The 22,731-nt window shown below is 65.6% G+C and carries 22 protein-coding genes and 2 pseudogenes; 12 read left to right on the top strand and 12 right to left on the bottom strand.

Features of this window, described 5'->3' with window-relative positions:
- Nucleotides 1-75: 75 nt before the first annotated feature.
- The 3 genes from FSV73_RS08530 (at nucleotide 76) to FSV73_RS08520 (ending at nucleotide 2,625) form a co-directional block, all read left to right on the top strand.
- Entirely contained in the window at nucleotides 76-1,197 is a 1,122-nt protein-coding gene (locus tag FSV73_RS08530) for a hypothetical protein (RefSeq protein ID WP_145006732.1), read from the top strand.
- A gap of 113 nt (nucleotides 1,198-1,310) precedes the next feature.
- Nucleotides 1,311-1,754 (top strand): hypothetical protein, encoded by a 444-nt coding sequence (locus FSV73_RS08525; protein WP_145006730.1) that lies wholly within the window; start codon nucleotides 1,311-1,313, stop codon nucleotides 1,752-1,754.
- Between the two features lie 64 nt (nucleotides 1,755-1,818).
- Entirely contained in the window at nucleotides 1,819-2,625 is an 807-nt protein-coding gene (locus FSV73_RS08520; RefSeq protein ID WP_145006728.1) for an SDR family oxidoreductase, read from the top strand.
- A gap of 62 nt (nucleotides 2,626-2,687) precedes the next feature.
- Here the strand turns inward: FSV73_RS08520 and FSV73_RS08515 are convergent, their stop codons facing one another.
- Nucleotides 2,688-2,984 (bottom strand): hypothetical protein, encoded by a 297-nt coding sequence (locus FSV73_RS08515; RefSeq protein WP_145006725.1) that lies wholly within the window; start codon nucleotides 2,982-2,984, stop codon nucleotides 2,688-2,690.
- 386 nt (nucleotides 2,985-3,370) lie between these two features.
- Here FSV73_RS08515 and FSV73_RS26085 point away from each other — a divergent pair.
- The 3 genes and pseudogenes from FSV73_RS26085 to FSV73_RS08505 all read left to right on the top strand — a co-directional run.
- A pseudogene (locus FSV73_RS26085) lies at nucleotides 3,371-4,348 on the top strand (HAMP domain-containing protein); the annotation flags it as partial.
- A gap of 93 nt (nucleotides 4,349-4,441) precedes the next feature.
- Nucleotides 4,442-5,206 carry a methyl-accepting chemotaxis protein gene (locus tag FSV73_RS26080; RefSeq protein WP_437179273.1) on the top strand — a complete coding sequence of 255 codons (765 nt, stop codon included), beginning with the start codon at nucleotides 4,442-4,444 and terminating at the stop codon, nucleotides 5,204-5,206.
- Nucleotides 5,207-5,282: 76 nt separating this feature from the next.
- Nucleotides 5,283-6,362 carry an alpha/beta fold hydrolase gene (locus tag FSV73_RS08505; protein WP_145006719.1) on the top strand — a complete coding sequence of 360 codons (1,080 nt, stop codon included), beginning with the start codon at nucleotides 5,283-5,285 and terminating at the stop codon, nucleotides 6,360-6,362.
- Between the two features lie 45 nt (nucleotides 6,363-6,407).
- Here the strand turns inward: FSV73_RS08505 and FSV73_RS08500 are convergent, their stop codons facing one another.
- From FSV73_RS08500 to FSV73_RS08455, 10 genes are all read right to left on the bottom strand, one after another.
- Nucleotides 6,408-6,908 (bottom strand): GNAT family N-acetyltransferase, encoded by a 501-nt coding sequence (locus FSV73_RS08500; protein ID WP_145006716.1) that lies wholly within the window; start codon nucleotides 6,906-6,908, stop codon nucleotides 6,408-6,410.
- 75 nt (nucleotides 6,909-6,983) lie between these two features.
- Nucleotides 6,984-7,889, bottom strand: a complete 906-nt coding sequence (locus tag FSV73_RS08495) for a MurR/RpiR family transcriptional regulator (RefSeq protein WP_145006713.1) — start codon at nucleotides 7,887-7,889, stop codon at nucleotides 6,984-6,986.
- Between the two features lie 10 nt (nucleotides 7,890-7,899).
- Nucleotides 7,900-8,937, bottom strand: a complete 1,038-nt coding sequence (locus tag FSV73_RS08490; RefSeq protein ID WP_145006710.1) for a C45 family autoproteolytic acyltransferase/hydolase — start codon at nucleotides 8,935-8,937, stop codon at nucleotides 7,900-7,902.
- Nucleotides 8,938-8,947: 10 nt separating this feature from the next.
- Nucleotides 8,948-9,670: a glutamine ABC transporter ATP-binding protein GlnQ gene (glnQ, locus tag FSV73_RS08485; RefSeq protein WP_145006707.1), complete on the bottom strand. Its 723-nt coding sequence runs from the start codon at nucleotides 9,668-9,670 to the stop codon at nucleotides 8,948-8,950.
- Nucleotides 9,667-10,323 carry a glutamine ABC transporter permease GlnP gene (glnP, locus tag FSV73_RS08480; RefSeq protein WP_145006706.1) on the bottom strand — a complete coding sequence of 219 codons (657 nt, stop codon included), beginning with the start codon at nucleotides 10,321-10,323 and terminating at the stop codon, nucleotides 9,667-9,669. Before glnP ends, glnQ begins: the two co-directional genes overlap by 4 nt.
- Nucleotides 10,324-10,353: 30 nt before the next feature.
- On the bottom strand, nucleotides 10,354-11,100 hold the full coding sequence (gene glnH / locus FSV73_RS08475; protein ID WP_145006703.1) for a glutamine ABC transporter substrate-binding protein GlnH: 747 nt from the start codon (nucleotides 11,098-11,100) through the stop codon (nucleotides 10,354-10,356).
- A 236-nt stretch (nucleotides 11,101-11,336) separates the two neighbouring features.
- Nucleotides 11,337-12,065: an amino acid ABC transporter ATP-binding protein gene (locus FSV73_RS08470; protein WP_145006700.1), complete on the bottom strand. Its 729-nt coding sequence runs from the start codon at nucleotides 12,063-12,065 to the stop codon at nucleotides 11,337-11,339.
- A 10-nt stretch (nucleotides 12,066-12,075) separates the two neighbouring features.
- Complete coding sequence (locus FSV73_RS08465; RefSeq protein WP_222119444.1) at nucleotides 12,076-12,771, bottom strand: amino acid ABC transporter permease; 696 nt, start codon at nucleotides 12,769-12,771, stop codon at nucleotides 12,076-12,078.
- Between the two features lie 2 nt (nucleotides 12,772-12,773).
- A complete protein-coding gene (locus tag FSV73_RS08460) occupies nucleotides 12,774-13,508 on the bottom strand; it encodes an amino acid ABC transporter permease (RefSeq protein WP_145006697.1) in 735 nt (244 codons plus the stop codon).
- A gap of 93 nt (nucleotides 13,509-13,601) precedes the next feature.
- The gene (locus FSV73_RS08455) at nucleotides 13,602-14,498 is read right to left on the bottom strand and encodes a transporter substrate-binding domain-containing protein (RefSeq protein ID WP_145006696.1); all 897 of its coding nucleotides are present in this window, start codon (nucleotides 14,496-14,498) and stop codon (nucleotides 13,602-13,604) included.
- A gap of 314 nt (nucleotides 14,499-14,812) precedes the next feature.
- Between FSV73_RS08455 and FSV73_RS08450 the strand changes: the two genes are divergently transcribed.
- On the top strand, nucleotides 14,813-16,141 hold the full coding sequence (locus FSV73_RS08450; protein ID WP_145006693.1) for an aspartate aminotransferase family protein: 1,329 nt from the start codon (nucleotides 14,813-14,815) through the stop codon (nucleotides 16,139-16,141).
- An 11-nt stretch (nucleotides 16,142-16,152) separates the two neighbouring features.
- Nucleotides 16,153-16,713: a carboxymuconolactone decarboxylase family protein gene (locus FSV73_RS08445; protein WP_145006691.1), complete on the top strand. Its 561-nt coding sequence runs from the start codon at nucleotides 16,153-16,155 to the stop codon at nucleotides 16,711-16,713.
- A gap of 30 nt (nucleotides 16,714-16,743) precedes the next feature.
- Here the strand turns inward: FSV73_RS08445 and FSV73_RS08440 are convergent, their stop codons facing one another.
- Nucleotides 16,744-17,913 carry an MFS transporter gene (locus tag FSV73_RS08440; RefSeq protein ID WP_145006688.1) on the bottom strand — a complete coding sequence of 390 codons (1,170 nt, stop codon included), beginning with the start codon at nucleotides 17,911-17,913 and terminating at the stop codon, nucleotides 16,744-16,746.
- Between the two features lie 96 nt (nucleotides 17,914-18,009).
- Here FSV73_RS08440 and FSV73_RS08435 point away from each other — a divergent pair, with 96 nt between their 5' ends.
- The 4 genes and pseudogenes from FSV73_RS08435 (at nucleotide 18,010) to FSV73_RS26070 (ending at nucleotide 22,635) form a co-directional block, all read left to right on the top strand.
- Nucleotides 18,010-18,903 carry a LysR family transcriptional regulator gene (locus tag FSV73_RS08435; RefSeq protein WP_145006685.1) on the top strand — a complete coding sequence of 298 codons (894 nt, stop codon included), beginning with the start codon at nucleotides 18,010-18,012 and terminating at the stop codon, nucleotides 18,901-18,903.
- 222 nt (nucleotides 18,904-19,125) lie between these two features.
- Nucleotides 19,126-20,538, top strand: coding sequence for a sugar porter family MFS transporter (locus FSV73_RS08430; protein WP_145006682.1), 1,413 nt, complete (start codon nucleotides 19,126-19,128; stop codon nucleotides 20,536-20,538).
- Nucleotides 20,539-20,691: 153 nt separating this feature from the next.
- A pseudogene (locus tag FSV73_RS26075) lies at nucleotides 20,692-21,780 on the top strand (HAMP domain-containing protein); the annotation flags it as partial.
- An 87-nt stretch (nucleotides 21,781-21,867) separates the two neighbouring features.
- A complete protein-coding gene (locus FSV73_RS26070) occupies nucleotides 21,868-22,635 on the top strand; it encodes a methyl-accepting chemotaxis protein (protein ID WP_437179272.1) in 768 nt (255 codons plus the stop codon).
- The last annotated feature ends 96 nt before the right edge of the window (nucleotides 22,636-22,731 follow it).

Raw genomic sequence — 22,731 nt, 5'->3', positions numbered from 1 at the left:
CTACATTCTTTCTGGCCTCCCTGGTTTACCGCTGCGGCCGTGTCCACGGCCAGAGCCCCCACAAGGACAGTCCCCATGCAAACCTCCCGCTTCCTCATGGTCGCGTTGCTGCTGGCCAACACCGGTGCCGCCTGGGCCGAATCCAATACGGCCAACGTCCAGCAGAACGGCGGCTTCAATGTGGTGAACCTGAACCAGGGCAGCGAGCTGTCGGCGCGCAACCAGGCGGATATCCAGCAGAGCGGCAGTTTTCTCAATGCCCAGGTCACCCAGCAGAACGATGCCGATGACCGCGCGCGGGTGGTGCAGACCAATGCCAGGAGCGCGGTCGAGGTCAATCAGGTCTGGGGATCGCAGCGCCTGGTGGATATCGAGCAGCGCGATGGCGGCTATGATCGGGTGCAGGTCGATCAGGGGCCGGGCAGCGGCAACGAGACGGTGGTGCGGCAGAGCGGTCTGCGGCAGGACACCTATGTCCATCAGGACGGTGGCTATCACCGGATCGACATCGACCAGAGCGGTTATCGGGCGGGTGACAACACCCTGGCGGTGCGCCAGGACGGCCTCAATGGTGTCTTGACGCTGGGTCAGCATGGCGATGCCCTGGACCTGCAGGTGGTCAGCTTCGGGCTGCGCAATACCGCCTGGGTCAGCCAGAACGGCGACGACTCGACCACCCTCGTCGAGCAGCGCGGCAACGACAACTACGTGGGGCTCAAGCAGGGCGGCGAGCGGGTGGACTCCAAGGTGGTCCAGCAGGGCAATGGCAACGATGCCCGGGTCCAGCATTCCAGCAGCTACTCGCGGCCCAGCACCGTCGACATCGCCCAGCGCGGCGAGCTCAACCGGGCGGAGGCGATCATCTATGGTGTCGGCAGCCAGTTGACCCTGGCGCAGACCGGTGACGGCAACGGCGCCTCCGCCATCGTCTCGGGCGAGGGCAATCAGCTGGACCTGGCATCCACGGGTGACGGCAATGGCATCACCGCCTACGCCCTGGGCAACGATGGCCAGCTGAAGGTGGACCAGCAGGGCGATGGCCTCGGGGTGACGGCCTATGTCACCGGCGATGCCTCCAGCATCGCCGTCAGCCAGAGCGGTTTCCAACACACCGCCAACCTGACCCAGAACACCGGAGGTAATGCCATCAACCTGACCCAGAGCGGGTTCTCCAACCATGCGGTGATCACCCAGTAGCCAGGGAAACCGGGCGCGGTTGCGACCGCGCCCTCCTGAAGGAAACCGCTCTAGCGCCTCAATTTCCGGCCGACGCTGCCGTTAAGCTGCCATCCCCCGAAAAGGAGTTTGAGATGGCTATTGCAGTGTCCTTGAGCGGTATCGGCAAAGAAGGGACCCACCCCATCACCCTCAACCTGGGTGGCGCGACCGCCGCGCCGCAGGCCGAAGACAGCTCGGTCACCCGGACGGCGCACGGCGTCGAGGTCACCCTCAAGGGTGTCGCCAAATCGCCGGACAAGGACGAGACCGCGGCAAGCGGTGAGAGCGGTAGCTCCAGCGACAGCCGCCTGGGGATGATGCAGAAGGCCATCGAGATGGCCAAGAAGCAACTGGAACTGGCGCAGCAGCAGCTGAGCGAAGCCCAGAGCCAGGGGAATGGCGACAACAAGGCCGCCATCCAAGCCGCCCAGGCCAATGTCGTCGCGGCGAGCGCGGCCCTGATGCAGGCCTACGCCGCCTATACCGCAGTACTCACGAAGACCGGCGGCAGCGGCGGGGTCAGCACCCGGGCGTGAGGCCCGCCCCTTCCCCGGCCGGTCTGGACTACCCTCCTCTCGTCATCATCTACAGGAGGCTTCCATGGCCAACCGGCTGCTCGACAAGACCGCCCTCGTTACCGGCGCCGCCCAAGGCATAGGCGCCGCCATCGCCCGGGCCTTCGTGGCGGAGGGGGGCTTCGTCTATATCACCGACCTGAACGATGAGCTGGGGCGCACCCTTGCCGTCGAACTCGGCGACAGAGCCCGCTACGTGCATTTGGACGTACGTTTGGAAGCCGAATGGCAACAGGTGACTCGCCAAATCCTCGCCGAGCGAGGCCGGTTGGACGTGCTGGTGAACAATGCCGGGATTACCGGCTTCGAGGCAGGCCTGGTGCCCCACGACCCGGAACATGCCCGCCTGGAAGACTGGCACGCGGTGCATCGCACCAATCTCGATGGCGTCTTCCTCGGATGCCAATATGGCATCCGCGCCATGCGACCCGCAGGGAGCGGATCCATCATCAATATCTCGTCGCGCTCGGGGCTGGTGGGCATTCCCGGCGCAGCAGCTTATGCCTCGTCCAAGGCAGCCGTGCGCAACCACAGCAAAACGGTGGCGCTCTATTGCGCGGAACAGAGCCTAAATATTCGCTGCAACTCCATCCACCCCGCCGCCGTCCTCACGCCCATGTGGGAATCCATGCTGGGCGACGGCCCGGATCGCGAAGCGCGTATGGCAGCCCTGGTAAGGGACACGCCCCTGCGCCGCTTCGGTCAGCCCGAAGAGGTAGCTGCTGTGGCGCTACTACTGGCCTCCGACGAGGCCGCCTACATGACCGGCAGCGAACTCAACCTCGATGGTGGCCTGCTGGCTGGGACGGCGGTAACACCCACCGCGCCTTAAAACCCCTGAACGATCACGCCCACGCTCGCCAGCAAGCCCAAAGCCCATTTGGCCCGGCAGCGTCAGGACTTAGCGGTCTGCTGGCCTGCCGCCTCATCCGGCTTGGGCCGGTCATCCGGATAGATGTCCTGGTCGGTGACGGCGGGATAGCTGCCCAGGGCGCGCAGCTGGTTGATGGCGTCGCGGATCACCTCGTAGAGCAACGGGGTGTTGCGCACCAGGCTCTGGCTGAGCGTGCGGGTAACGCGCGCCGGACGCGTCGGATCGATCAGGGTGATCACCAGGTTGTCGCCCTGGGATTCGAGTTCGTGCTTGATGGGCGGGTCCAACGCCGCCAACTGACTGCGAAGTGCTTGCATGAGGCCGACTATTCCCGACTGCTGTTGTTTCAGTCCGACTCGCGGGCCGGCGCAAGCGTTCCAGCGTTTCGCTTGCCAGCGCCTGGCGACCTGGCCGCAGGCCTCGTGACCGGAGCGTGAGCACGGCGACCACGCCCTCCTCATTGCCGCCCTGACCCTGAACGCTCCAGGTGAATCCAGCCCCTGCCTCCGCCGCGACCGCTCACGCCCGGTGTTTTGCGGCTTCTGGGCCGTAGGGCCCTGGCAGTCCCGAAAAATGCATACGTAACATTTTGTGACGAACTTCGCAGTGTGCTATTAAAGCCCGAGCGCCATTTCATGGAGGATGTGCAGTGCTCAAGCAGCTCAAGTTCAGTCACAAGATTCTGCTGGCTACCGCCCTGGTGATGGCCGGGGTGCTGGCCGCCTTTGCCGGCTTCAATGCCTATCTGCAGCGCCAGACCATCGACCAGAGCCTGAGGGAAACCCTGGGTGAGACCGGGCGGGTCACGGCGGTCGACATCACCTACTGGCTGGATGCCCGGATCAAGCTGGTCGACACCCTGGCCCAGGCGCTGGGTGCCCAGGCCGGCCAGGGCACGCCCCTGGAGCTGCCGGACCTGCAGACCTACCGGGATACCTTCACCTCGCTCTACCTGAGCAAGCCCGACGGCAGCTACACCACCCGCCCCTTCCAGGAATTGCCCGCGGACTACGACCCGCGCAAGCGCCCCTGGTACACGGCTGCCGTGGCCAAAAGCGGCCTGATCCTGACCACCCCCTACATCTTCGCCATGTCCGGCAAGCTCGGCGTGACCATGGCGGCTCCGGTGCTGCAGAACGGTCAGCTGGCCGCCGTGCTTTCGGCCAATATCTACCTCTCCACGCTGGAAGACTTGATCGGCTCCCTGGACGTCGGTGGCCTGGGCGAGGCCTTCCTGGTGGACGCCGACGGCAAGATCCTGGTCAGCAGCCATCCCGAGCAGGTGCTCAAGACCCTGGGCGATGTCTTCCCCGGGAATGCCCCCACGCTGACCCCCGGCTTCCAGAACATCCGGCAGCACGACAGCGAACGCCTGGTGAGCTTCACCCCGGTGGAAGGCCTGCCCTCGGTGAAATGGTACCTGGGCCTGTCCATCGACCAGGCCAAGGCCTATGCCCCGGTGACCAAGGCGCGCAACCTGGCCATCATCGCGACCCTGGTGGCGGTGATCGTCATGGCAGGGCTGCTGGGCCTGCTGATCCGCGGCTTGCTGCGCCCGCTGCGCGACCTCGGCCGCGCCATGGCGGACATCGCCCAGGGCGAGGGCGACCTGACGCGCCGACTGCCGGTACAGGCGCGCGACGAATTCGGCGTCCTGTCCCAGGCCTTCAATCACTTCGTGGCCCGTATCCACACCTCCCTTCGCGACGTGGCCCAGAGCACCCACGAACTCAACCAGGGCACCCGTCGGGTACTGGACGCCTCGCAGTCGTCCATGCAGCAATCGGACGTCCAGGCCCAGCGCACCACCAGCGTGGCCGCGGCCATCAACGAGATGGGCGCCGCCACCCAGGAAATCGCGCGCAACGCCGCCCAGGCCTCCAGTGAGGCGCGCAGCGCCCGCCAGCAGGGTGACGAGGGACGCCAGGTGCTCGACGAAGCCCTGGGCGCCCTGCAGGCCTTGTCCACCCGGATCGGCAGCAGCTGCGAGCACATCGAGGCGCTCAACGGCAAGACGGCCAACATCGGCCAGATCCTCGACGTCATCCGCGGCATCTCGGAACAGACCAACCTGCTGGCGCTCAACGCCGCCATCGAGGCGGCGCGGGCCGGCGAGGCCGGACGCGGCTTTGCCGTGGTGGCCGACGAGGTGCGCTCCCTGGCCAGCCGTACCCAGAGCTCGGCGCAGCAGATCCAGCAGATGATCGAGGAACTGCAGAACGGCTCGCGCGACGCGGTAGCGCTGATGCAAGAAAGCCAGCGGCAGAGCGTCCTGAGCATGCAGGTCGCCGAGCAGGCCGGCATGCGCCTGGCCAAGGTGGCCGAGCGGATCGGCGAGATCGACGGGCAGAATCAGTCGGTGGCCACCGCGACGGAAGAGCAGACCTCGGTGGTGGAGACCCTGAACCAGGACATCAGCGATATCAGCCTGCTCAACCAGCAGGGCGTGGACAATCTGCAAGCCACCCTGACGGCCTGCAGCGCCCTCGAAGCCGAGGCCGGACGGCTACAGCGCCTGGTGGGCGGCTTCCGTATCTGACGACTACCGGTGGCCAAGAGCGCTGGCGGGATTCCCGCCTTTCCTTTGATGTTTTCTAGCGGACGGACGGCTTTTCATGAAGAACGCTTTCAAGCTGCAACACCGGGCCAGGGCATGGTTCTCCCTCATCACGCTGCTTTCGCTGCTGACCAGTCCCCTGGTCAGCGCGGACGGCCCACCGGCGCCGGTCGAGGGTGATTTCGTGGTGCCGAGCTTCACCTTCCATACCGGCCAGAAGCTCGACAAGCTGCGCCTGCACTACCTGACCCTGGGCAAGCGCGGCAACCCGGCGGTCCTGGTGCTGCACGGCACCGGCCAGCAGGCCTCGGCGATGCTGAGCAAGGATGTCGGGGGCCAGTTGTTCGGCCCCGGCCAACCGCTGGATGCGAACAAGTTCTTCATCGTCATCCCGGATGCCCTGGGTTCCGGCAATTCGAGCAAGCCGTCGGATGGCTTGCGCGCCGCCTTTCCGAATTATGACTATGCCGACATGGTGCAGGCCCAGTACCTGTTGCTCACCCAGGGCCTGGGTATCCAGCACCTGCGGCTGATCATCGGCAACTCCATGGGCGGCATGCAGACTTGGATGTGGGGTGGCCTCCATCCCGGCTTCGCCGATGGCCTGGTGCCTATGGCCGCGCAGCCCACCGAGATGGCCGGCCGCAACTGGATGATGCGGCGCATGCTGGTGGAGTCGATCAAGCAGGATCCCGCCTGGGATCAGGGTAATTACCGCACGCAACCCCCTTCCCTGCGCCTGGCCAAGGTGATGTTCGAACTGGCCACCAGTGGCGGCACCCTGAACTTCCAGGACATCGCCGGCACCCATGCCAAGGCCGATGAGCTGGTCGACAAGCGCCTGGCGGCACCGGTCACGGTCGATGCCAACGACTTCATCTACCAGTGGAATGCCGCTGCGGACTACGACGCCGCGCCGGGACTGGCCAAGATCAAGGTGCCGGTCCTGGCCATCAACGCCGCGGACGACGAGCGCAACCCGCCGGAGACGGGCCTCATGCTCGAGGCACTCAAGCAGGTGCCCAGCGCGCGTCTGCTGTTGATTCCGGCCAGTACCGAGACGCGCGGACACGGCACCACGGGGCTGGCGAAACTCTATGCGGCGCAGCTGGGGCAGTTCATCACCTCCCTGCCATAAGCGCGGGGCAGGTCCAGCGGGGCCACCGGTTCCGCCGGAAGCGGCTCAGAGCGGGGTCGTTTCTTCCCGATACACCCGTAAGCCGCGGGCCTGGTAGTTGGCCAGGGCCGCCGGGTGGTCGAGGGTGCAGGTGTGCACCCAGACGCGCTCGGTACCGGGCCAATCCCAGGCGGAACGCAGGGCGTGGCTCAGCAGCGGGCCACCGAAGCCCGCGCCCATGAAGGCGCCGGCCAGGCCGAAGTAGCGGATCTCGACGTTGCGGCCATCCGGGCGGTACAGCTCGTAGTAGCCGGCGATGGCGCCGCGATGATAGGCGACCCAGGTGCGGTGTCCCTCCTGCTCCACCAGGGCGCGCCACTCGGCATCGCTCCAGCGGTTCAGGTCGCTCCAGTCCCAGGCCTGGCCGACCAGGCCATAGAGGAAGCGGTTGAGTTCGGGCTGCGGCACCTCGCACTCGACGATCCGCAGGTCCGGCCGTGGCGGCTTTTCCCGCAACTCGGCCGAAGAGGTCATTTCGAGGTAGAAGGTGGTACAGGTCCGGTCCATCGCCACGGCTCCTTGAGAGAGGTCAGGACCCATTGTGACCAGGACCCGGGACGCGCTGCCAGCCTGATTGCGACCTCACAGGGACGCATTGAGCTCCGCGATCAGGGTTTCCCGGTGCTTGAGCGCTTCCACCGAGGCTTCGCCCAGGGAGCTGGCGACGGCGCTGAGCAGCCCTTCGGCGAGCAGCATGAAGGCGCACATGCTGTTGCTGAAGAACAGGCTGTGATTGGGCACGAAGAAACTGTGATGGGCGGTCTTGGCCAGCGGTGAACTGGCCGAATCGGTCAGGGCGACGACGGTGATGCCGTGGCGCGCCGCGACCTCGGCGGTGGCCAGCACGCTGGGGGTGTAGGGAAAGCAGCTGGCGACCACCAGCGCATCACCGGTCTCCAGCTGCGCCAGGGAATCGGCCACCCCCTGGCGAATGGAGTCCAGCGCGCCGACGTCCGGACGCAGCATGCCCAGGCCATAGGCCATGAACAGCGCCAGGGAGTTGAACTGGCGCATGCCGTGGATGCGCACGCGCTTGGCCTGGCCGAGGATGACCACCACCGCCTCGAAGGTGGCCGGATCGACCTGCTCGACGGCGCTGGCGATGTTGGCGCTTTCCTGGCGTCCCAGGCGGGTGAGTTGCGCCAGGGTGCCCTTGTCGTCGGCGCCGACCACCAGCCGCGAGGCCTGGTCGCTGTAGAAGCTGCGACCCTCGGTCAGCTCGCGGCGGAAGACGTCCTGCAGCTTGCTGAAGCCCGGGTAGCCCAGCCGTCGAGCCAGCCGCGACAGGGTGGAGGCGTTGACGTTGACCTGCTCGGCCAGCTCGCTGATGGAAGACACCGCGGCCCGTTGCGGCGATTCGATGAGCGCGGTAAGCACGCGCACCGAACTGCTGCCCAGGGCGATGTCGACCTCCTGTCTTTCGATAGCGGCCAACAGCTCCTTCAGGCCACCCACGGTATCTGGCGCCTGGGCGCTCGCTTTGCTCATCGGCCATCCATCATGCGGAAACGGAAACCACACCCGTCGCCGCGGGAGTCTCCTCCGCCGCGCCGGTGTGAAGGCTCCATTCTACCCCGGTCGGCGTGAGGATGAAGACGGCGGTGGCCAGGGTGTTCTCGTCGTCCGGATCGTCGGCGGCGCAGCGATAGATGGGCAAGTCGGCCACGGCGGTGTCGCGCAGGATGTCCAGCGCCTGTGCCGGCGCCAGTTCGTCCTGGTGTGCCGCCAGTCGCGCCTCCACCTGCCGTTGCCGGGCGGCGGAGCTGTCGGTGATGCGCTGGCCTACCCCGTCGAGCGCGGCGTGGACGATATGGTTGGCATGGCCGCTGGGCCGCTCGATCTCGACCACGGCGGTGCCCGTGGCACTCGCCTCGACACTGACCACCCGCGCCGAGCCGGCCTGGCCGAAGGCGTGGTGGAAGGCCCCGGCACGCGGCTGGAAGGACACGGCGGCAATCGCCTCCTCGACCGAACGGGCATCGAGGGAAGCGCGGCCGAGGATCTGCCGCGGCACACCGGCCGGGATCTCCGTGGGCCTCAGGTTGTTGACCGTGGCGACCACCCCATGGGCATTGACCGCGAAGGTGTGGCCGGGGATGGAGCCCGGATAGGCGAAGCTGGTGAAGGCCACGCCCTGGTCGGGGTCGACCTCGACCAGGGCGCAGTCGCCACGCAGCTGCGGCAGGCCGTCTTCGTTGTGGGCGATCAGGGTGCCCTGGGCGGTGCGGCCGTACACCGTGGTGCAGCCGTCCACCGCGGGCAGGCCGGGGAAGTCGCCGCGGCAATTCCACAGGAAGACTTCCGCCAGCGGCAGGTGCAGGCCGGCGGCGAGGCCTTCGAGTTCCTGCCAGTAACGGGGGAAGTGCTGGCGCACCAGCGCCTCCATCCGCTGGGCCTTTTCCGTACCGGCCTGGCTAGCCAGCCACTGCCAGAGCGGCAGCGGGCGCAGCTTGGCGTGCACGGCCTCACGACCGAATTCGCCCAGGCCGAAGCCGATGTCATGGGCGCTGCCGGAAAGCTTGAGTCGAGCGAGCATGGGGGCGGCCTCAGGACACGTGCTGGAGGAATTCCCGCAGGCGCGGGCTGGGCGGATTGGCGATCAGGGCCTTGGGGTCACCGTCTTCGGCGATGCGGCCCTGGTCGATGAAGATCAGCCGGCTGGCGACCTTGCGCGCGAAGTCCACCTCGTGGGTGACGATGACCATGGTCATGCCTTCCTCGGCGAGGGCCTTCATCACCGTGAGCACCTCATGGCGCAATTCCGGGTCGAGCGCGGAGGTGGGCTCGTCGAACAGCATCATCTTCGGCTTGACCGCCAGGGCGTGGGCGATGGCGACGCGCTGCTGCTGGCCACCGGAGAGTTGCGCCGGATAGTGGTCGGCGCGCTCGGCCAGGCCGACCTTGGCCAGCAGTTCGCGGGCCAGGGCCTGGGCCTCGGCCTTGCTCGCGCCGCGGACGCGGATCGGGCCGAAGGCGACGTTTTCCAGGGCGGTCATCTGCGGGAACAGGTGGAATTGCTGGAACACCATGCCCGCCTCCTGGCGGATCAGGCGCTCGTCCACCTTGGGATCGTTGACCTTGAGGCCGTCGACGATGAGTTCGCCGGCGGTGATCTCTTCGAGCTTGTTGATGCAGCGCAGCAGGGTGGATTTACCGGAACCCGAGGGGCCGATGATCACCACCACCTCGCCGCTGGCGATGCTCAGGTCGATGTCGTGCAGCACCTGGATGCGGCCGAAGTGCTTGGAAACGTTCTTGAATTCGATCATAGGATTTTCATCCTGGCCTCGATGAGGCGCAGTACGTAGCTGAGCACCAGGGTGATGATCAGGTAGATCACCGCGACCGCCGTCCAGATCTCCATCGCGCGGAAGTTGCCGGCGATGATCTCCTGGCCCTGGCGGGTCAGTTCGGCCACGCCGATGACGATGAACAGCGAGGTGTCCTTGATGCTGACGATCCACTGGTTGCCCAGGGCGGGCAGCATGCGGCGGAAGGCCAGCGGGGCGATGACGTACTTGAGGGTGTCGCGGCGCGACAGCCCCAGCGCCAGTCCCGCCTCGCGGAAGCCCTTGTTGATCGACAGCACCGCGCCCCGGGTGATCTCGCCGATGTAGGCGCCCGAATTGAGCATGATGGTGGCCACCGCCGCGCCGAAGGGATCGATCCGCACCGGGATCATCAACGGCAGGGCGAAGTAGATGAACATCACCTGCACCATGATCGGGGTGCCACGGAAGAGTTCGATGAAGACGAGGGCTACCCGGCTGCTGAAGAAGCCGCCGTAGGCGCGAGCGAAGCCCGCGACCACGCCGATCACGGCGCCACCCAGCAGGCCCAGGATGGAGATCCAGAGCGTGAGTTTGGCGCCGTCGAGCAGGACGGGGAGCGCATCCCAGATGGCGCTCCATTGGAAATTCATGCGGATGACTCTCTTGCGTACCGGAAAGGATTACTGCGGCTGGGTGCCGAACCACTTCTCGTAGATGCGCGCGTAGGTGCCGTTTTCACGCAGCTTCTTCAGCGCCGCATTGACCGGCTCGCGCAGCTCGCTGCCCTTGGGGAAGCCGATGCCGTACTGCTGGGCCATCATCTGGGTGCCCACGGTCTTCACCTGGCCGTCGCCGGCGGTCTTGATGTAGTAGAGGACGTTGGGGGTGTCGTGCATGGCGGCGTCGACGCGGCCGGTGCGCAGCTCCAGGTAGGCGTTGTCGATGTTGGGGAACTGGCGCAGGTCCTTGGCCTTGAAGTGGGCCTTGGCGTAGTCGGCCGCGGAGGTGCCGCTCTTCACCGCGACGGTCTTGCCGGCGAGATCGGCTTCGCCCTTGATGCTGTCGTTGTCGCTCTTGACCATCAGCAGGAAGCCGCTGTCGTAGTAGCCGTCGGAGAAGTCGATGACCTGCTTGCGCTCTTCCTTGATGGTGATACCGGCCAGGGCCGCATCGACGTTGCGGGTCTGCAGCGCCGGGATGATGCCGTTGAAATCCATGGGCTTGAGCTTGTAGGTCACCCCCAGCTCCTTGGCGATCGCCGCCCACAGGTCGATATCGAAGCCCACGTACTCGTTACCCTGCTTGAACTCGAACGGCACGAAGGCGGTGTCGGTCGCGATCAGCAGTTCTTTATCCGCCGCCTGGGCAGTAGTGCACGTCAGGGCGAAGGCAATAGCGGCCAGCGAAGCTTTGAAGATGGTCTTCATCGTCTTTCCTCAGCAAAAAGTGGGCTCGGTCACCGCAAGTCGGTGCGAGAGAAGGTGGCAGTGAATCAAGTACGTCGAGCTTTCTAGTTATTCGGCAGTTGTCTGGCAACTGACCGAGCGAATCGATAGGTACAACCGAAGTTTCCCCGGCGTAATTCCAGGACAATGAATGAAACGGCCCAAGCAAAGGTGCATCTTTAAACTCGTTTCACGCGCGCCCGAGGGCTACGCGTCGTTCAATGAGTGAGGATTTTCGACAGGAATTGCCTGGCGCGCTCCGACTGTGGCGCCTCGAAGAATTCCTGAGCGTTGCGGTCTTCGACGATCTCGCCCCTATCCATGAAGATCACTCGATTCGCGACTTTGCGAGCGAAGCCCATTTCATGGGTAACGCACATCATCGTCATGCCTTCATGGGCAAGTTCGACCATGACATCCAGCACCTCATTGACCATTTCGGGATCAAGCGCGGAAGTGGGCTCGTCGAACAACATGCAGATGGGATCCATGGCCAGCGCCCGGGCGATGGCGACACGCTGCTGCTGGCCGCCGGACAGCTGGCCGGGATACTTGTGCGCATGGGCATCCAGGCCAACGCGCTTCAGCAGTGCCCGCGCCTTGGCCAAGGCCTCGGCGCGGGGCCGCTTCAACACCTTCACCTGGGCGATGGTCAAGTTCTCGAGCAGATCCATGTGAGGAAAAAGCTCGAAGTGCTGGAACACCATTCCCACCCGCGAGCGCAGTTGCGACAAGTTGGTTTTTCCATCGGTGACACTTACCCCATCGACCCTGATGTTCCCGGCCTGAATGGGCTCCAGAGCATTCACGCACTTTATCAGCGTGGACTTGCCTGATCCCGAAGGTCCGCAGACGACCACGACTTCACCCTTGCTTATTTCGGCGCTGCACTCTCGCAAAACCTGAAAATCGCCATAGTGCTTCGAAATATTCTCAATTTTGATCACGGCTGGAGTCCTAGACAGGCAGGGTGTTGCGATTGAGTCGGGCCTGGAATCGCCGAACGAACTTGGACAAGGCAAAGCAGATGACGAAATAGACCACGGCGGCGAACAGATAGAATTCGACCAATCGACCATCTCGCTGGGCCACCTTGGAGGCGGCACCCAGGAAGTCGGTCGCCGATATCACGTAGAGCAGCGAAGTGTCCTGGAACAGGATGATGGTCTGGGTGAGCAGTACCGGAATCATGGCGCGAAAGGCTTGCGGCAGAATCACGTATCTCAGGTTCTGCACATAGGTGAAGCCAAGCGCCCGGCCGGCGGCATTCTGGCCTTTGGCCACCGATTGAATGCCTGCCCGTATGACTTCGCAGAAATACGCCGCTTCGAAAATGGTGAAGGCGACGAAGGCGGTCACGGTGGTTCCGAGAGGTACGGGCTCGGTCGAGCCGATCAGCCAGGCGACTAGCTCGGGGACGAGAAAGAAGATCCAGAAAATGGCGAGGATCAAGGGGATGGAACGCATGAGGTTCACATAGGCGGCGGCCAGGTTGCGCAGCCAGGCGAGACCGCTCAAGCGGGCCAGCGCCAGGAGCGTTCCGAAAAAGATGCCGCCGATCATGGCGACCAGGGTGACTTGCAGGGTGAACAGCATGCCCTTGGCCAGGTAAGGCAACGCATTGACGACGGCGGTGAAGTCGAGGTCGAGCATGATCAGCGCCCCTGCCCCGTCAGGCCCGGGACATAGCTCAGGCGTTCCACCCTCGCCATCAGCCGGTTCACCAGCAATGCCACCAGCACGTAGATCAAGGTGGCGGCACCGAAGGCTTCGTAGGTACGGAAGGTGAATTCGTTCATCTGCTGAGCCTGTGCGGTCAGCTCCATGACGCCAATGGTCAGGGCCACGGACGAGTTCTTGAAGATCGCCATGAATTCGCTGGTCAGGGGCGGGATGATGCGCCTGGCGGCCATGGGGAGCAGCACATAGCGATAGGCCTGGGGCAAGGTCATACCCATCGCAAGCGCAGCATTGCGCTGACCCTTGGCCAGGGAATCGATGCCGGCCCTGACCTGCTCGCCGACGCGCGCGGAGGTGTATAGGCCCAAGCCAATCATGGCGATCACGAACGGCCCCCAGGGGGCGCCAAAGGATTTGATCCAGTCGCCTACCTTGACGGGAAGCAGTTCGGGCAGCACGAAGTAAAGCAGGAACAGCTGTACGAGCAGCGGAATGTTGCGGAACAGCTCGACATAGGCATTGCCGAGCCGTGCCGGCAGTCGATGAGGCAGTGTCCGAGCAACTCCGACCAGGGTGCCCATCACCAGGGCGATGCACCAGGCTGACAGGGCCAGGGCCAGGGTCCACTCGAGACCCGAAAGGAGCAGTCCCAGATAGGTGATCCCGGGTTCCGGTGACGGCTGGACATAAATATCGAAGTTGAAAGACATCGAAAGCTCCAGAGCCCGCCGCGCAGCGGATGGCCACGCGGCGGAATGTCGATAAGCAGCCGTCGGACTTCGCCGAAGGCAATCAGCAGGTGATCAGCTGGTGGGCTTATCCGAAGGCGCCGCGAACAGTTCTTTCAAGTGAGCCGGCATGGGGAACCCGATAGTGATGTTGGCGGGGGGAATCGGGGAAAGGAACCACCGGTCATAGAACGTGGTTGCCTGGCCCGAGACCATGAGTTCCCTGAGCGTGTTATCCACCAGCGCCTTGAACTGCGGATCGTCCTTGCGGAACATCAGGGCGTAGGGATCACCGCCAAAGGAACCTTCGAGCAGGCGCAAGGAAGAAGGATCACGGTCCTTGGCCCGCAGGCTGGAGACCAGGATGTCGTCTTCCATGAAGGCGGCCGCACGGCCCGTGGTGACCATCAACAAAGACTCCGCATGGTCTTTGCCCGTCTGAATCTTCAGATTCAAATTGCGTTCGTCATTGAGCTTGCGGATCAGCAGCGCGGTATCCGTACCCTGAGTGACGACCACGGCAGCGCCCTTCAAATCATCGAGGGCCTTATAGGGCGAATTTGCTTTGGCGATGAAGCGTTTCGATACCCAGAAGGTGGAAAGCGAAAAGGCGACTTCCTTTTGCCGTTCAAGATAGTTGGCCGTCGAGCCGCACTCGAGATCGACAGTGCCATTCTTTACCAGGGCGATTCGATTGGACGAGTTCACCGGCTGAAAGCGAACGGTCAGATTTTCCTGATGCAAGCGCTGCTTGATGCCGGCGACTACCGCCAGGCAGAGATCCATGGAGTAGCCCACGGGTTTCTGCTGGTCATCGTAGTACGAGAAAGGCACGGACGACTCGCGATGCCCCAATACGATGACGCCGGACTTCTGGATCTTTTCCAGCGTTCCTGACAGCGGCTCGTCCGCCTGCGCCTGAAGCACCACGCCGAGGGCCAAGGCGGCCAAACATTTCAAAGTGCGCTGCATATGAAAATCCCTATCGTTCTTCTGGATAACGGCTCTGGTGGGGGCAGATAGAGAGGGGGGAATGCGTGCAGGATCTTCTGGTATCTTCGGCCTGCTGATGCACATGTAATCATGCAAAATATTGCCTTGCAACGAAAATTTGCATGACCAGATCAGGCAAGATGCGCTCTGGCACGCCCGCTTCCTGACAGCGGAGAGGAGCCATCCTGCGCCCACCCAGGTAATCGTGGGTGGCCTTGAGCCTCAATTTAATGCAAATAAAAATTGCATACAAATATTTTGCATATATTATTTGCACAACGCCAGGAGGATCTATGAGCCACGTACTGCACCGCAGCCTTACCCACAGCTATCCCACCGCCGTCGCGGGTGACGGCCCCTACCTCATCGATCGCGAGGGTCGGCGCTACCTGGACGCCAGTGGCGGCGCCGCGGTGTCCTGCCTGGGGCATAGCGATCCGGAGGTCATCGCGGCGGTACGCGAGCAGATCGGTACCCTGGCCTATGCGCACACCTCCTTCTTCACCACCGAGGTGATGGAAGAGCTGGCCGATTTCCTGATCGCCCGGGCGCCCGCCGGCCTGGACTCGGTGTATTTCGTCTCGGGTGGCTCGGAGGCCGTGGAAACGGCGCTGAAACTCGCCCGACAGTATTTCGTGGAGATCGGCCAGCCGCAGCGCACGCACGTGATCGCCCGCCGCCAGAGCTACCACGGCAACACCCTGGGCGCCCTGGCCGCTGGCGGTAACGCCTGGCGGCGCCAGCAATTCCAGCCGCTGCTGATCGACGTCAGCCATGTCGGCCCCTGCTATGCCTATCGCGAGCAGCGCGCGGGAGAAAGCGACGAGCAATTCGCCAACCGCCTGGCGCAGGAGCTTGAGGCGGAGATCCTGCGCCTGGGCGCCGACCAGGTGATGGCCTTCGTCGCGGAGCCCGTGGTGGGCGCCACCCTGGGCGCGGTGACGGCGGTGCCGGGTTACTTCAAGAAGATTCGCGAGGTCTGCGATCGCCATGGCGTGCTGCTGATCCTCGACGAGGTCATGTGCGGCATGGGCCGGACCGGTTCGCTGTTCGCCGCCGAGCAGGAAGGCATCACCGCGGACCTCATCACCATCGCCAAGGGCCTGGGCGCCGGCTATCAGCCCATAGGCGCGACCCTGCTCAGCGGTCGCATTCGTGACGCCATCGCCCAGGGCTCGGGGTTCTTCCAGCACGGCCATACCTACATCGGCCACGCCACGGCCTGCGCCGCGGCCCTGGCGGTGCAGAAGGCCGTCGAGCAGCGTGGCTTGCTGGAGAAGGTCGTGCGCCAGGGCGACCGCCTGCACGCCAGGCTGGTCGAGCAACTGGGCCAGCATCCCAACGTCGGCGATATCCGCGGCCGCGGCCTGTTCCGGGGTATCGAGCTGGTGGCCGACCGCGCGAGCAAGACGCCGTTCGCGCCCGAGCTCAAGCTGCACGCCCGCTTCAAGAAGCAGGCGATGGCCGAAGGCCTGATGTGCTACCCCATGGGCGGTACGCTGGATGGGCAGCGTGGCGATCACCTCCTGCTCGCCCCGCCCTTCATCATCGACGACGGCCATGTCGAGGAGATCGTCGAGAAGCTGTCACGCACCCTGGACGCCGTGCTTTCCAGCCTCTGAGGACGCCGACCATGCCGATCTCTTCACGCCTGACCACGCTGTCGGAACAGCAGATGACGCCGGAGCAGCAGCGGGTGCTGGCCGACATCCTCAGCGGACCGCGCGGCAATCTCGACGGCCCCTTCCTCGCCTGGATCCACAGTCCGGCGCTGGCCGATCACGCCCAGCGCCTGGGCGCCTTCTGCCGCTACGGCACCCGGCTCGACCTGCGTCTCACCGAGCTGGCGATCCTCACCACCGCGGCCTGGTGGCGTTCCCAGGCGGAATGGCAGATCCATGAACCCATCGCCCGCTCGGCGGGCCTGGCGGACGCGGTGATCGAGGCACTCCGGCAATGCGCGGCACCTCAGTTCGAGAGCGCCGAGGAGGCCTGCGTGCATGCCATAGGCATGGCGCTCTACGACACCCGGCGTGTCCCCGACGATCTCTATCGCCAGGGCGTCGCCTTGTTCGGCGAGGCCGGGATGGTCGAGCTGATCGGGGTGTACGGCTACTACACCCTGGTGGCCATGACCCTCAACGCCTTCGCGGTGGATCGGGGCACGGACACGCCCCTGCCCTTCGCCGAGTAAGACCAGCCGGCACCCCCGGCCGGTGTGTTGCTAGCCCGCTACCGCGGCACCGGCAGACCGGCTGCGCCAGGCGAAGGCCAGTACCATCAGCAGCCCCAGGGCGGCCATGCCGGCGCCGGCCAGGGAGATGGCGGGATAGCCCAGGCCGGCCTTGATCACCGCGCCGCCGAGCGCCGCGCCTATGGCATTGCCCAGGTTGAAGGCGCCGATGTTGACCGCCGAGGCTAGGTTGGGCGCGTCCTGCGCAGCCTCCATCACGCGCATCTGCAGCGGCGGCACCAGGGCGAAGCTGGCGATGCCCCAGATGAGGATGGCCACGGCAGCCGGCAGCGGCCAGCGCATCAAGACCGTGAAGGCCAGCAGGACGACGATGAGCACGCCCAGGGAGGCGATCACAGTACGGTCGATGGACCTGTCCGCCGCCTTGCCGCCCCAGAGGTTGCCCAGGGTCAGGCCGACGCCGAACAACACCAGCATGGCGGTGGTGAAGGCGGTCGAGGCATGGGTCTCGCGACTCAGGATGGGCGCGATATAGGTGAAGACGGTGAACATGGCGCCGGAGCCGACCACGGTCAGCGCCAGGGCGGCCAGCACCGGCGGCCGGGCCAGCACACGGATCTCGGCCATGACGCCATCGCTCGGCGGCAGGGCGACATTCGGCAGTGCGAACCAGAGCGCGACCATGGTCAGCATGCCGAGCCCGGCGATGCCCCAGAAGGCCTGGCGCCAGCCGAGCAGCTCGCCGAACCAGGTGGCCAGGGGCACCCCGCCGATGGTGGCCAGGGTCAGCCCCATGAACATCGCCGCCACCGCCCCGGCGCGTTTGTCCGGGGCGACCACGCTGGCCGCCACCAGGGCGCCGACGCCGAAGAAGGCGCCATGGTTGAGCGAGGTCACCACCCGGGCGATCAGCTGGCTGGTGTAGTCCGTGGCCAGGGCCGACATCAGGTTGCCCAGGGTGAAGATGGCCATCAGGCCGATCAGCAGGTGGCGGCGCGGGATGCGCCCGGTGGTGAGGGTCATCAGGGGCGCGCCGATCAGCACGCCGAGGGCGTAGGCGCTGACCAGCAGGCCCGCCGCCGGGATGGACACGCCGAGATCGGCGGCGATGCCGGGCAGCATGCCCATGGGGGCGAATTCGGTGACGCCGATGCCGAAGGCACCTGTCGCCAGGGCCAGCAAGGGAGGGTTGATACGCATGGAAAAGGCTCCTTATCTATGCGGTGAATGCTAAGCTCCCGCTGCAAGCGCCGGTAGCCGGCGCTTCTGGCATGCACCTTTGCTTGGGAGTCACAGATGGATCTGGCGGGTAGGTCGGGCGAGATGGCGGTCTTCGTGCAGGTGGTGGAGGCCGGCAGCCTCTCGGCCGCGGCCAGAGCCCTGCGCTTGACGCCTTCGGCGGTGAGTCGCTCCCTCGCCCGCACCGAGCAGCGCCTGGGTACCCGGCTGCTGCTGCGCACCACCCGGGCCATCACCCTCACCGCCGAGGGCGAGGCCTATCTGCGGGCGGCGCGACGCATACTGGCGGATCTGGCCGAGGTGGAAGAGGCCATCGCCGACCAGGGCGTGCCCCAGGGCCGCCTGCGCGTCAGCGCCGCCCTCGGCCACGGCCGCATGACCATAGTGCCGCTGGTGGCGGCCTTCAGCGCCCGCTATCCCGCCATCGTGGTGGACCTGGCGCTGGGCGACGAGGTGGTCGACATCCTCGCCGGCCAGGCCGACGTGGCGATCCGCTTCGGCCAGCTGGCCGACAGCCCCCTGAGCGCCCGCCCGATCGGCATCACTGGCCAGGTGATAGTGGCCTCGCCGGCCTATCTCGCCCGCCATGGCACGCCCCAGGTGCCGGAAGACCTGCTCGGCCACAACTGCCTGAGATTCAACTTCCGCCGCGCCGCGCCGGACTGGCCCTTCGCCCGGGACGGCCGCGCCTTCTCCCTGAAGATCTCCGGCAACATCGAGTGCAACAGCGGCGAAGCCCTGGCGCTGCTGGCCCGCGAAGGCGCCGGCATCGCCCGCATCGGCGCCTTCAGCGTGGCCGACGACCTGCGCAGCGGCGCCCTGGTACCGCTGCTGGAAGCCTGGAACCCCGGCGATCTGGAGCCCATCCATGCGGTCTTCATCGGCGGCTCGGCGATGCCGGCGCGGGTGCGGGTATTCGTGGATTTCCTGGTGGAGCACCTGGGGCGCTGAGCCTGGCGCGGGCAGACGCCCGGGATAGAGCCGCGGGATCGGCAGGCGGATTTTCCCCTTGGCCGCGCATGGAACTCCCGTCGGCATCTTCGCCCTAATCAGCCACGCCCGGATTCATGGCGCCCCTTCGCTGACTCGAAACGCCGCGTTCGTTCGCTTCGCTGATGGCAGGTGCGTCCCGCTGCCGGCCCCTTTCGTGTCTTGCCAGGATCTCGCTCCGCCATGTCCGCTCCCGCTGCCACTTCTTCCGCCTCCGACCAGAAGGCCTCGGCCCGCCGGCTGATCTTCATCACCGTGCTGGTCGCCACCATGGGCGCCCTGGCCTTCGGCTACGACACCGGCATCATCGCCGGCGCCCTGCCCTTCATGACCCTGCCGGCCGACCAGGGCGGGCTGGGGCTCAACGCCTACACCGAGGGCCTGGTCACCGCCGCGCTGATCGTCGGCGCCGCCTTCGGCTCACTGGCGGCCGGTTATCTCGCCGATCGCTATGGCCGCCGCACAACCCTGCGCCTGCTGTCGATCCTCTTCGTCCTCGGCGCCCTGGGTACCGCGGTGGCGCCCTCGGTGGAGCTGATGGTGGCGGCGCGCTTCGTGCTCGGCCTGGCGGTGGGCGGCGGCTCGGCCACGGTGCCGGTGTTCATCGCCGAGATCGCCGGCCCCAAGCGCCGTGGCCGACTGGTCAGCCGCAACGAGCTGATGATCGTCAGCGGCCAGTTGCTGGCCTATGTGCTCAGCGCCCTGCTCGCCTGGCTGGTGCACGAGAACGGCATCTGGCGCTACATGCTGGCCATCGCCATGGTGCCGGGCATCCTGCTGTTCGCCGGCACCTTCCTGCTCCCCACCTCACCGCGCTGGCTGGCGGCCAAGGGCCGGATCGAAGAGGCCGAGGCGGTGCTGGAGCGCCTGCGCGATACGCCCGAGGAGGTGGAACGCGAGGTTCAGGAAATGCGCGAGGCCGAGGAGCAAGCCAAACACCGTCCGCCGCTGCGCGAGCTGCTCGGCCAGGGCTGGGTGGTCAAGCTGCTGTTGCTGGGCATCGGCCTGGGCTTCGTCGCCCAGTTCACCGGGGTCAACGCCTTCATGTACTACACGCCGATCATCCTCAAGAGCACCGGCATGGGCACCAGCGCGGCCCTCACCGCCACCATCGGCAATGGCGTGGTCTCGGTGATCGCCACCCTGCTGGGCATCTGGGCCATCGGCCGCGCCGGCCGCCGTACCCTGCTGCTGGTCGGCCTGGTGATCGTGGTGCTGGCGCAAATGGCGCTGGGCAGCGTGCTGCTGTGGCTACCGCAGAATCTGACCCAGAGCTACCTGGCGTTGGCCTGCATCCTGGTGTTCCTGCTGTTCATGCAGATGTGCATCGCACCGGTGTACTGGCTGCTGATGTCGGAACTCTTCCCCAACCAGGTGCGCGGCCTGCTGACCGGGGTGGCGGTGGCCGTGCAGTGGCTGTGCAACGCCACCGTGGCCTTCAGCTTTCCGGTAGCGCTGGAAGCCATCGGCAACTACACCTTCTATGGCTTCGCCGCCATCAACCTGGGCTCGCTGGTCTTCGTCTACTTCTGCCTGCCGGAGACCCGTGGCAAGTCGCTGGAAGAAATCGAGCGCCATCTGAAGAAAGAGCTCTGATACCTGGATAGCTGACCGTTCGCCGACGTTTCGGACCGATTCGGACCAGATGGAATAATTTCACAGCCCGTATCAAGTCGTACTTTTCCAGGCCGATGGAGAGTGAAGGCATGTCGCCGTCACTCTCCGCGCCAGGCGCGACCGGGGCTTTGGATGAACATCAAACAGAAACTCACCTCGCTTTTCGCGGTAACCGCCTGCCTCCCGGTGATCCTGGTGGCGGGCGTGGTCATCATGAACGTGCGCAGCCAGGCGACCGGTGATTTCGTCGAGAACAGCGGCCGCGAAATCCGCCAGATCGACCGCAACATTCAGCAGTTCTTTTCCGGCATCCAGCAGAATGTCGACTTCCTGGCCAAGGAGCCGGGCCTCGTCGGACTCGCAGGCCTGAAGAACTACAGCGGCGCCGATGCCGCCCAGTTGCCGCAGCCGGAAGTCGGCCAGCAGGCCCTGGACTATTTCACCCGCTTCGCCAAGACCCATCCCACCACCGCCTACCTCTCGGTCGGCCTGACCGATGGCGGCTACGTCAGCTGGCCGGACGACACCAAGCTGGCCAACTACGATCCGCGCGTACGGCCGTGGTACCAGGCCGCCATCGCCAATCCGGGCAAGGTGGTGCGTACCCCGGCCTATTACTGGGCGACCGACGACGTCTCCCTGATGGGCGTGGTGCGGACGATGGAAGACGCCAGCGGCAAGCTGCGCGGCGTGGTGGGCCTGGACATTTCCCTCAAGCAGCTCACCGACCTGGTGAAGAGCATCACCCTGGGCCAGAGCGGCTACCTGATGCTGGTGGAAGACACCGGCAACGTGCTGGTCGACCCCCGCGAGCCCAAACACAACTTCAAGCAGCTCAAGGAGCTGGGCGACGCCTACCAGACGCTGAACGGCATCCAGAGCGGCCTGGGCGAGGTCAGCCTGAACGGCACCGACTACATGGTCAACGTCTACCAGGCCAAGGACCTGGGCTGGAAATTCATCGGCCTGATCGAGCGCAGCGAGGTGATGGGCAAGGCCACCCGCCTGACCTGGCAGATCGCCGGAATCACCGCCGTGCTGGCGCTGGTGTTCGCCCTGCTCGGCGCGGCCTTCGCCGGCATGATCGTGCGGCCGATCCGCGGGGTGTCCGCCGGCCTGGAATCCATCGCCCAGGGCGAGGGCGACCTGACCAAGAGCCTGAACGTGCAGGGCAAGGATGAAACCGCCACCCTGGCCGGCTGGTTCAACCAGTTCCTCGCCAGCATCCGCCAGCTGGTGCAGCGCATCGGCCAGGCGTCCAATGACCTGCAGCAGGCCTCGCAGACCACCACCCAGGCCGCCGCCAGCATGAACGAGGTGGCCGGCCGCCAGCGCGAAGCCGTGGAGCTGGTCTCCACCGCCTTCAACGAGATGGTCGCGACTTCCAACGAGGTGGCGCGCTCCTGCAGCCAGGCCGCGGCCTCCGCGGATGCCGGCCACCACCGGGTGCAGGAAGGCTACGGCCAGATCGAGCGGGCCACCGGCAACGTCAACCAGCTCAGCGGCAGCCTGGCCCAGTCGGCCCAGGCCATGGCGGTGCTGGAGCAGGACAGCCACAACATCAACACCATCCTCGACACCATCCGCGGCATCGCCGAGCAGACCAACCTGCTGGCGCTCAACGCCGCCATCGAAGCGGCGCGTGCCGGCGAGCAGGGCCGCGGCTTCGCCGTGGTGGCCGACGAGGTCCGCGCCCTGGCCAAGCGCACCGCCGACTCCACCGGCGAGATCGACGGCCTGCTCGGCAACCTGGCGCGCAAGACCCAGGAGGTCACCCGCCAGATCGAGACAAGCCTGGGACTGTCGCAGACCAGCGTGGCCTCCATCAGCGAGGCACGCGGCAGCTTCGAAGGCATCCGCCAGTCGGTGGACGAGATCCGCGACCAGGCCCTGCAGATCGCCGCGGCGGCCGAGGAGCAGCACCAGGTGGCCGAGGACATCAACCGCCACATCGCCCAGATCCATGACGACGCCCAGCAGGTGGAAGGCCTGGCCCAGTCCACCACCCGCGACTCCTCGCGCCTGTCGGAACTCTCCGGCGAGCTGAATGGGCTGGTGAGACGCTTCAAGGCCTGATTCTTCGCGGCCTCGACAGCCCCGCCGGTGATGCCGGCGGGGCTTTTTGTTGGGCTTCGCGTTACTCAGCGCCAACCTACGAGACGCTGTCGTCGC

It is taken from the genome of Pseudomonas oryzihabitans, from assembly GCF_007665395.1.
Taxonomy (GTDB): Bacteria; Pseudomonadota; Gammaproteobacteria; order Pseudomonadales; family Pseudomonadaceae; genus Chryseomonas; species Chryseomonas psychrotolerans_C.
Note: the sequence above shows the minus strand (reverse complement) of the source record. Positions and strands in the feature narration are given on the sequence as shown.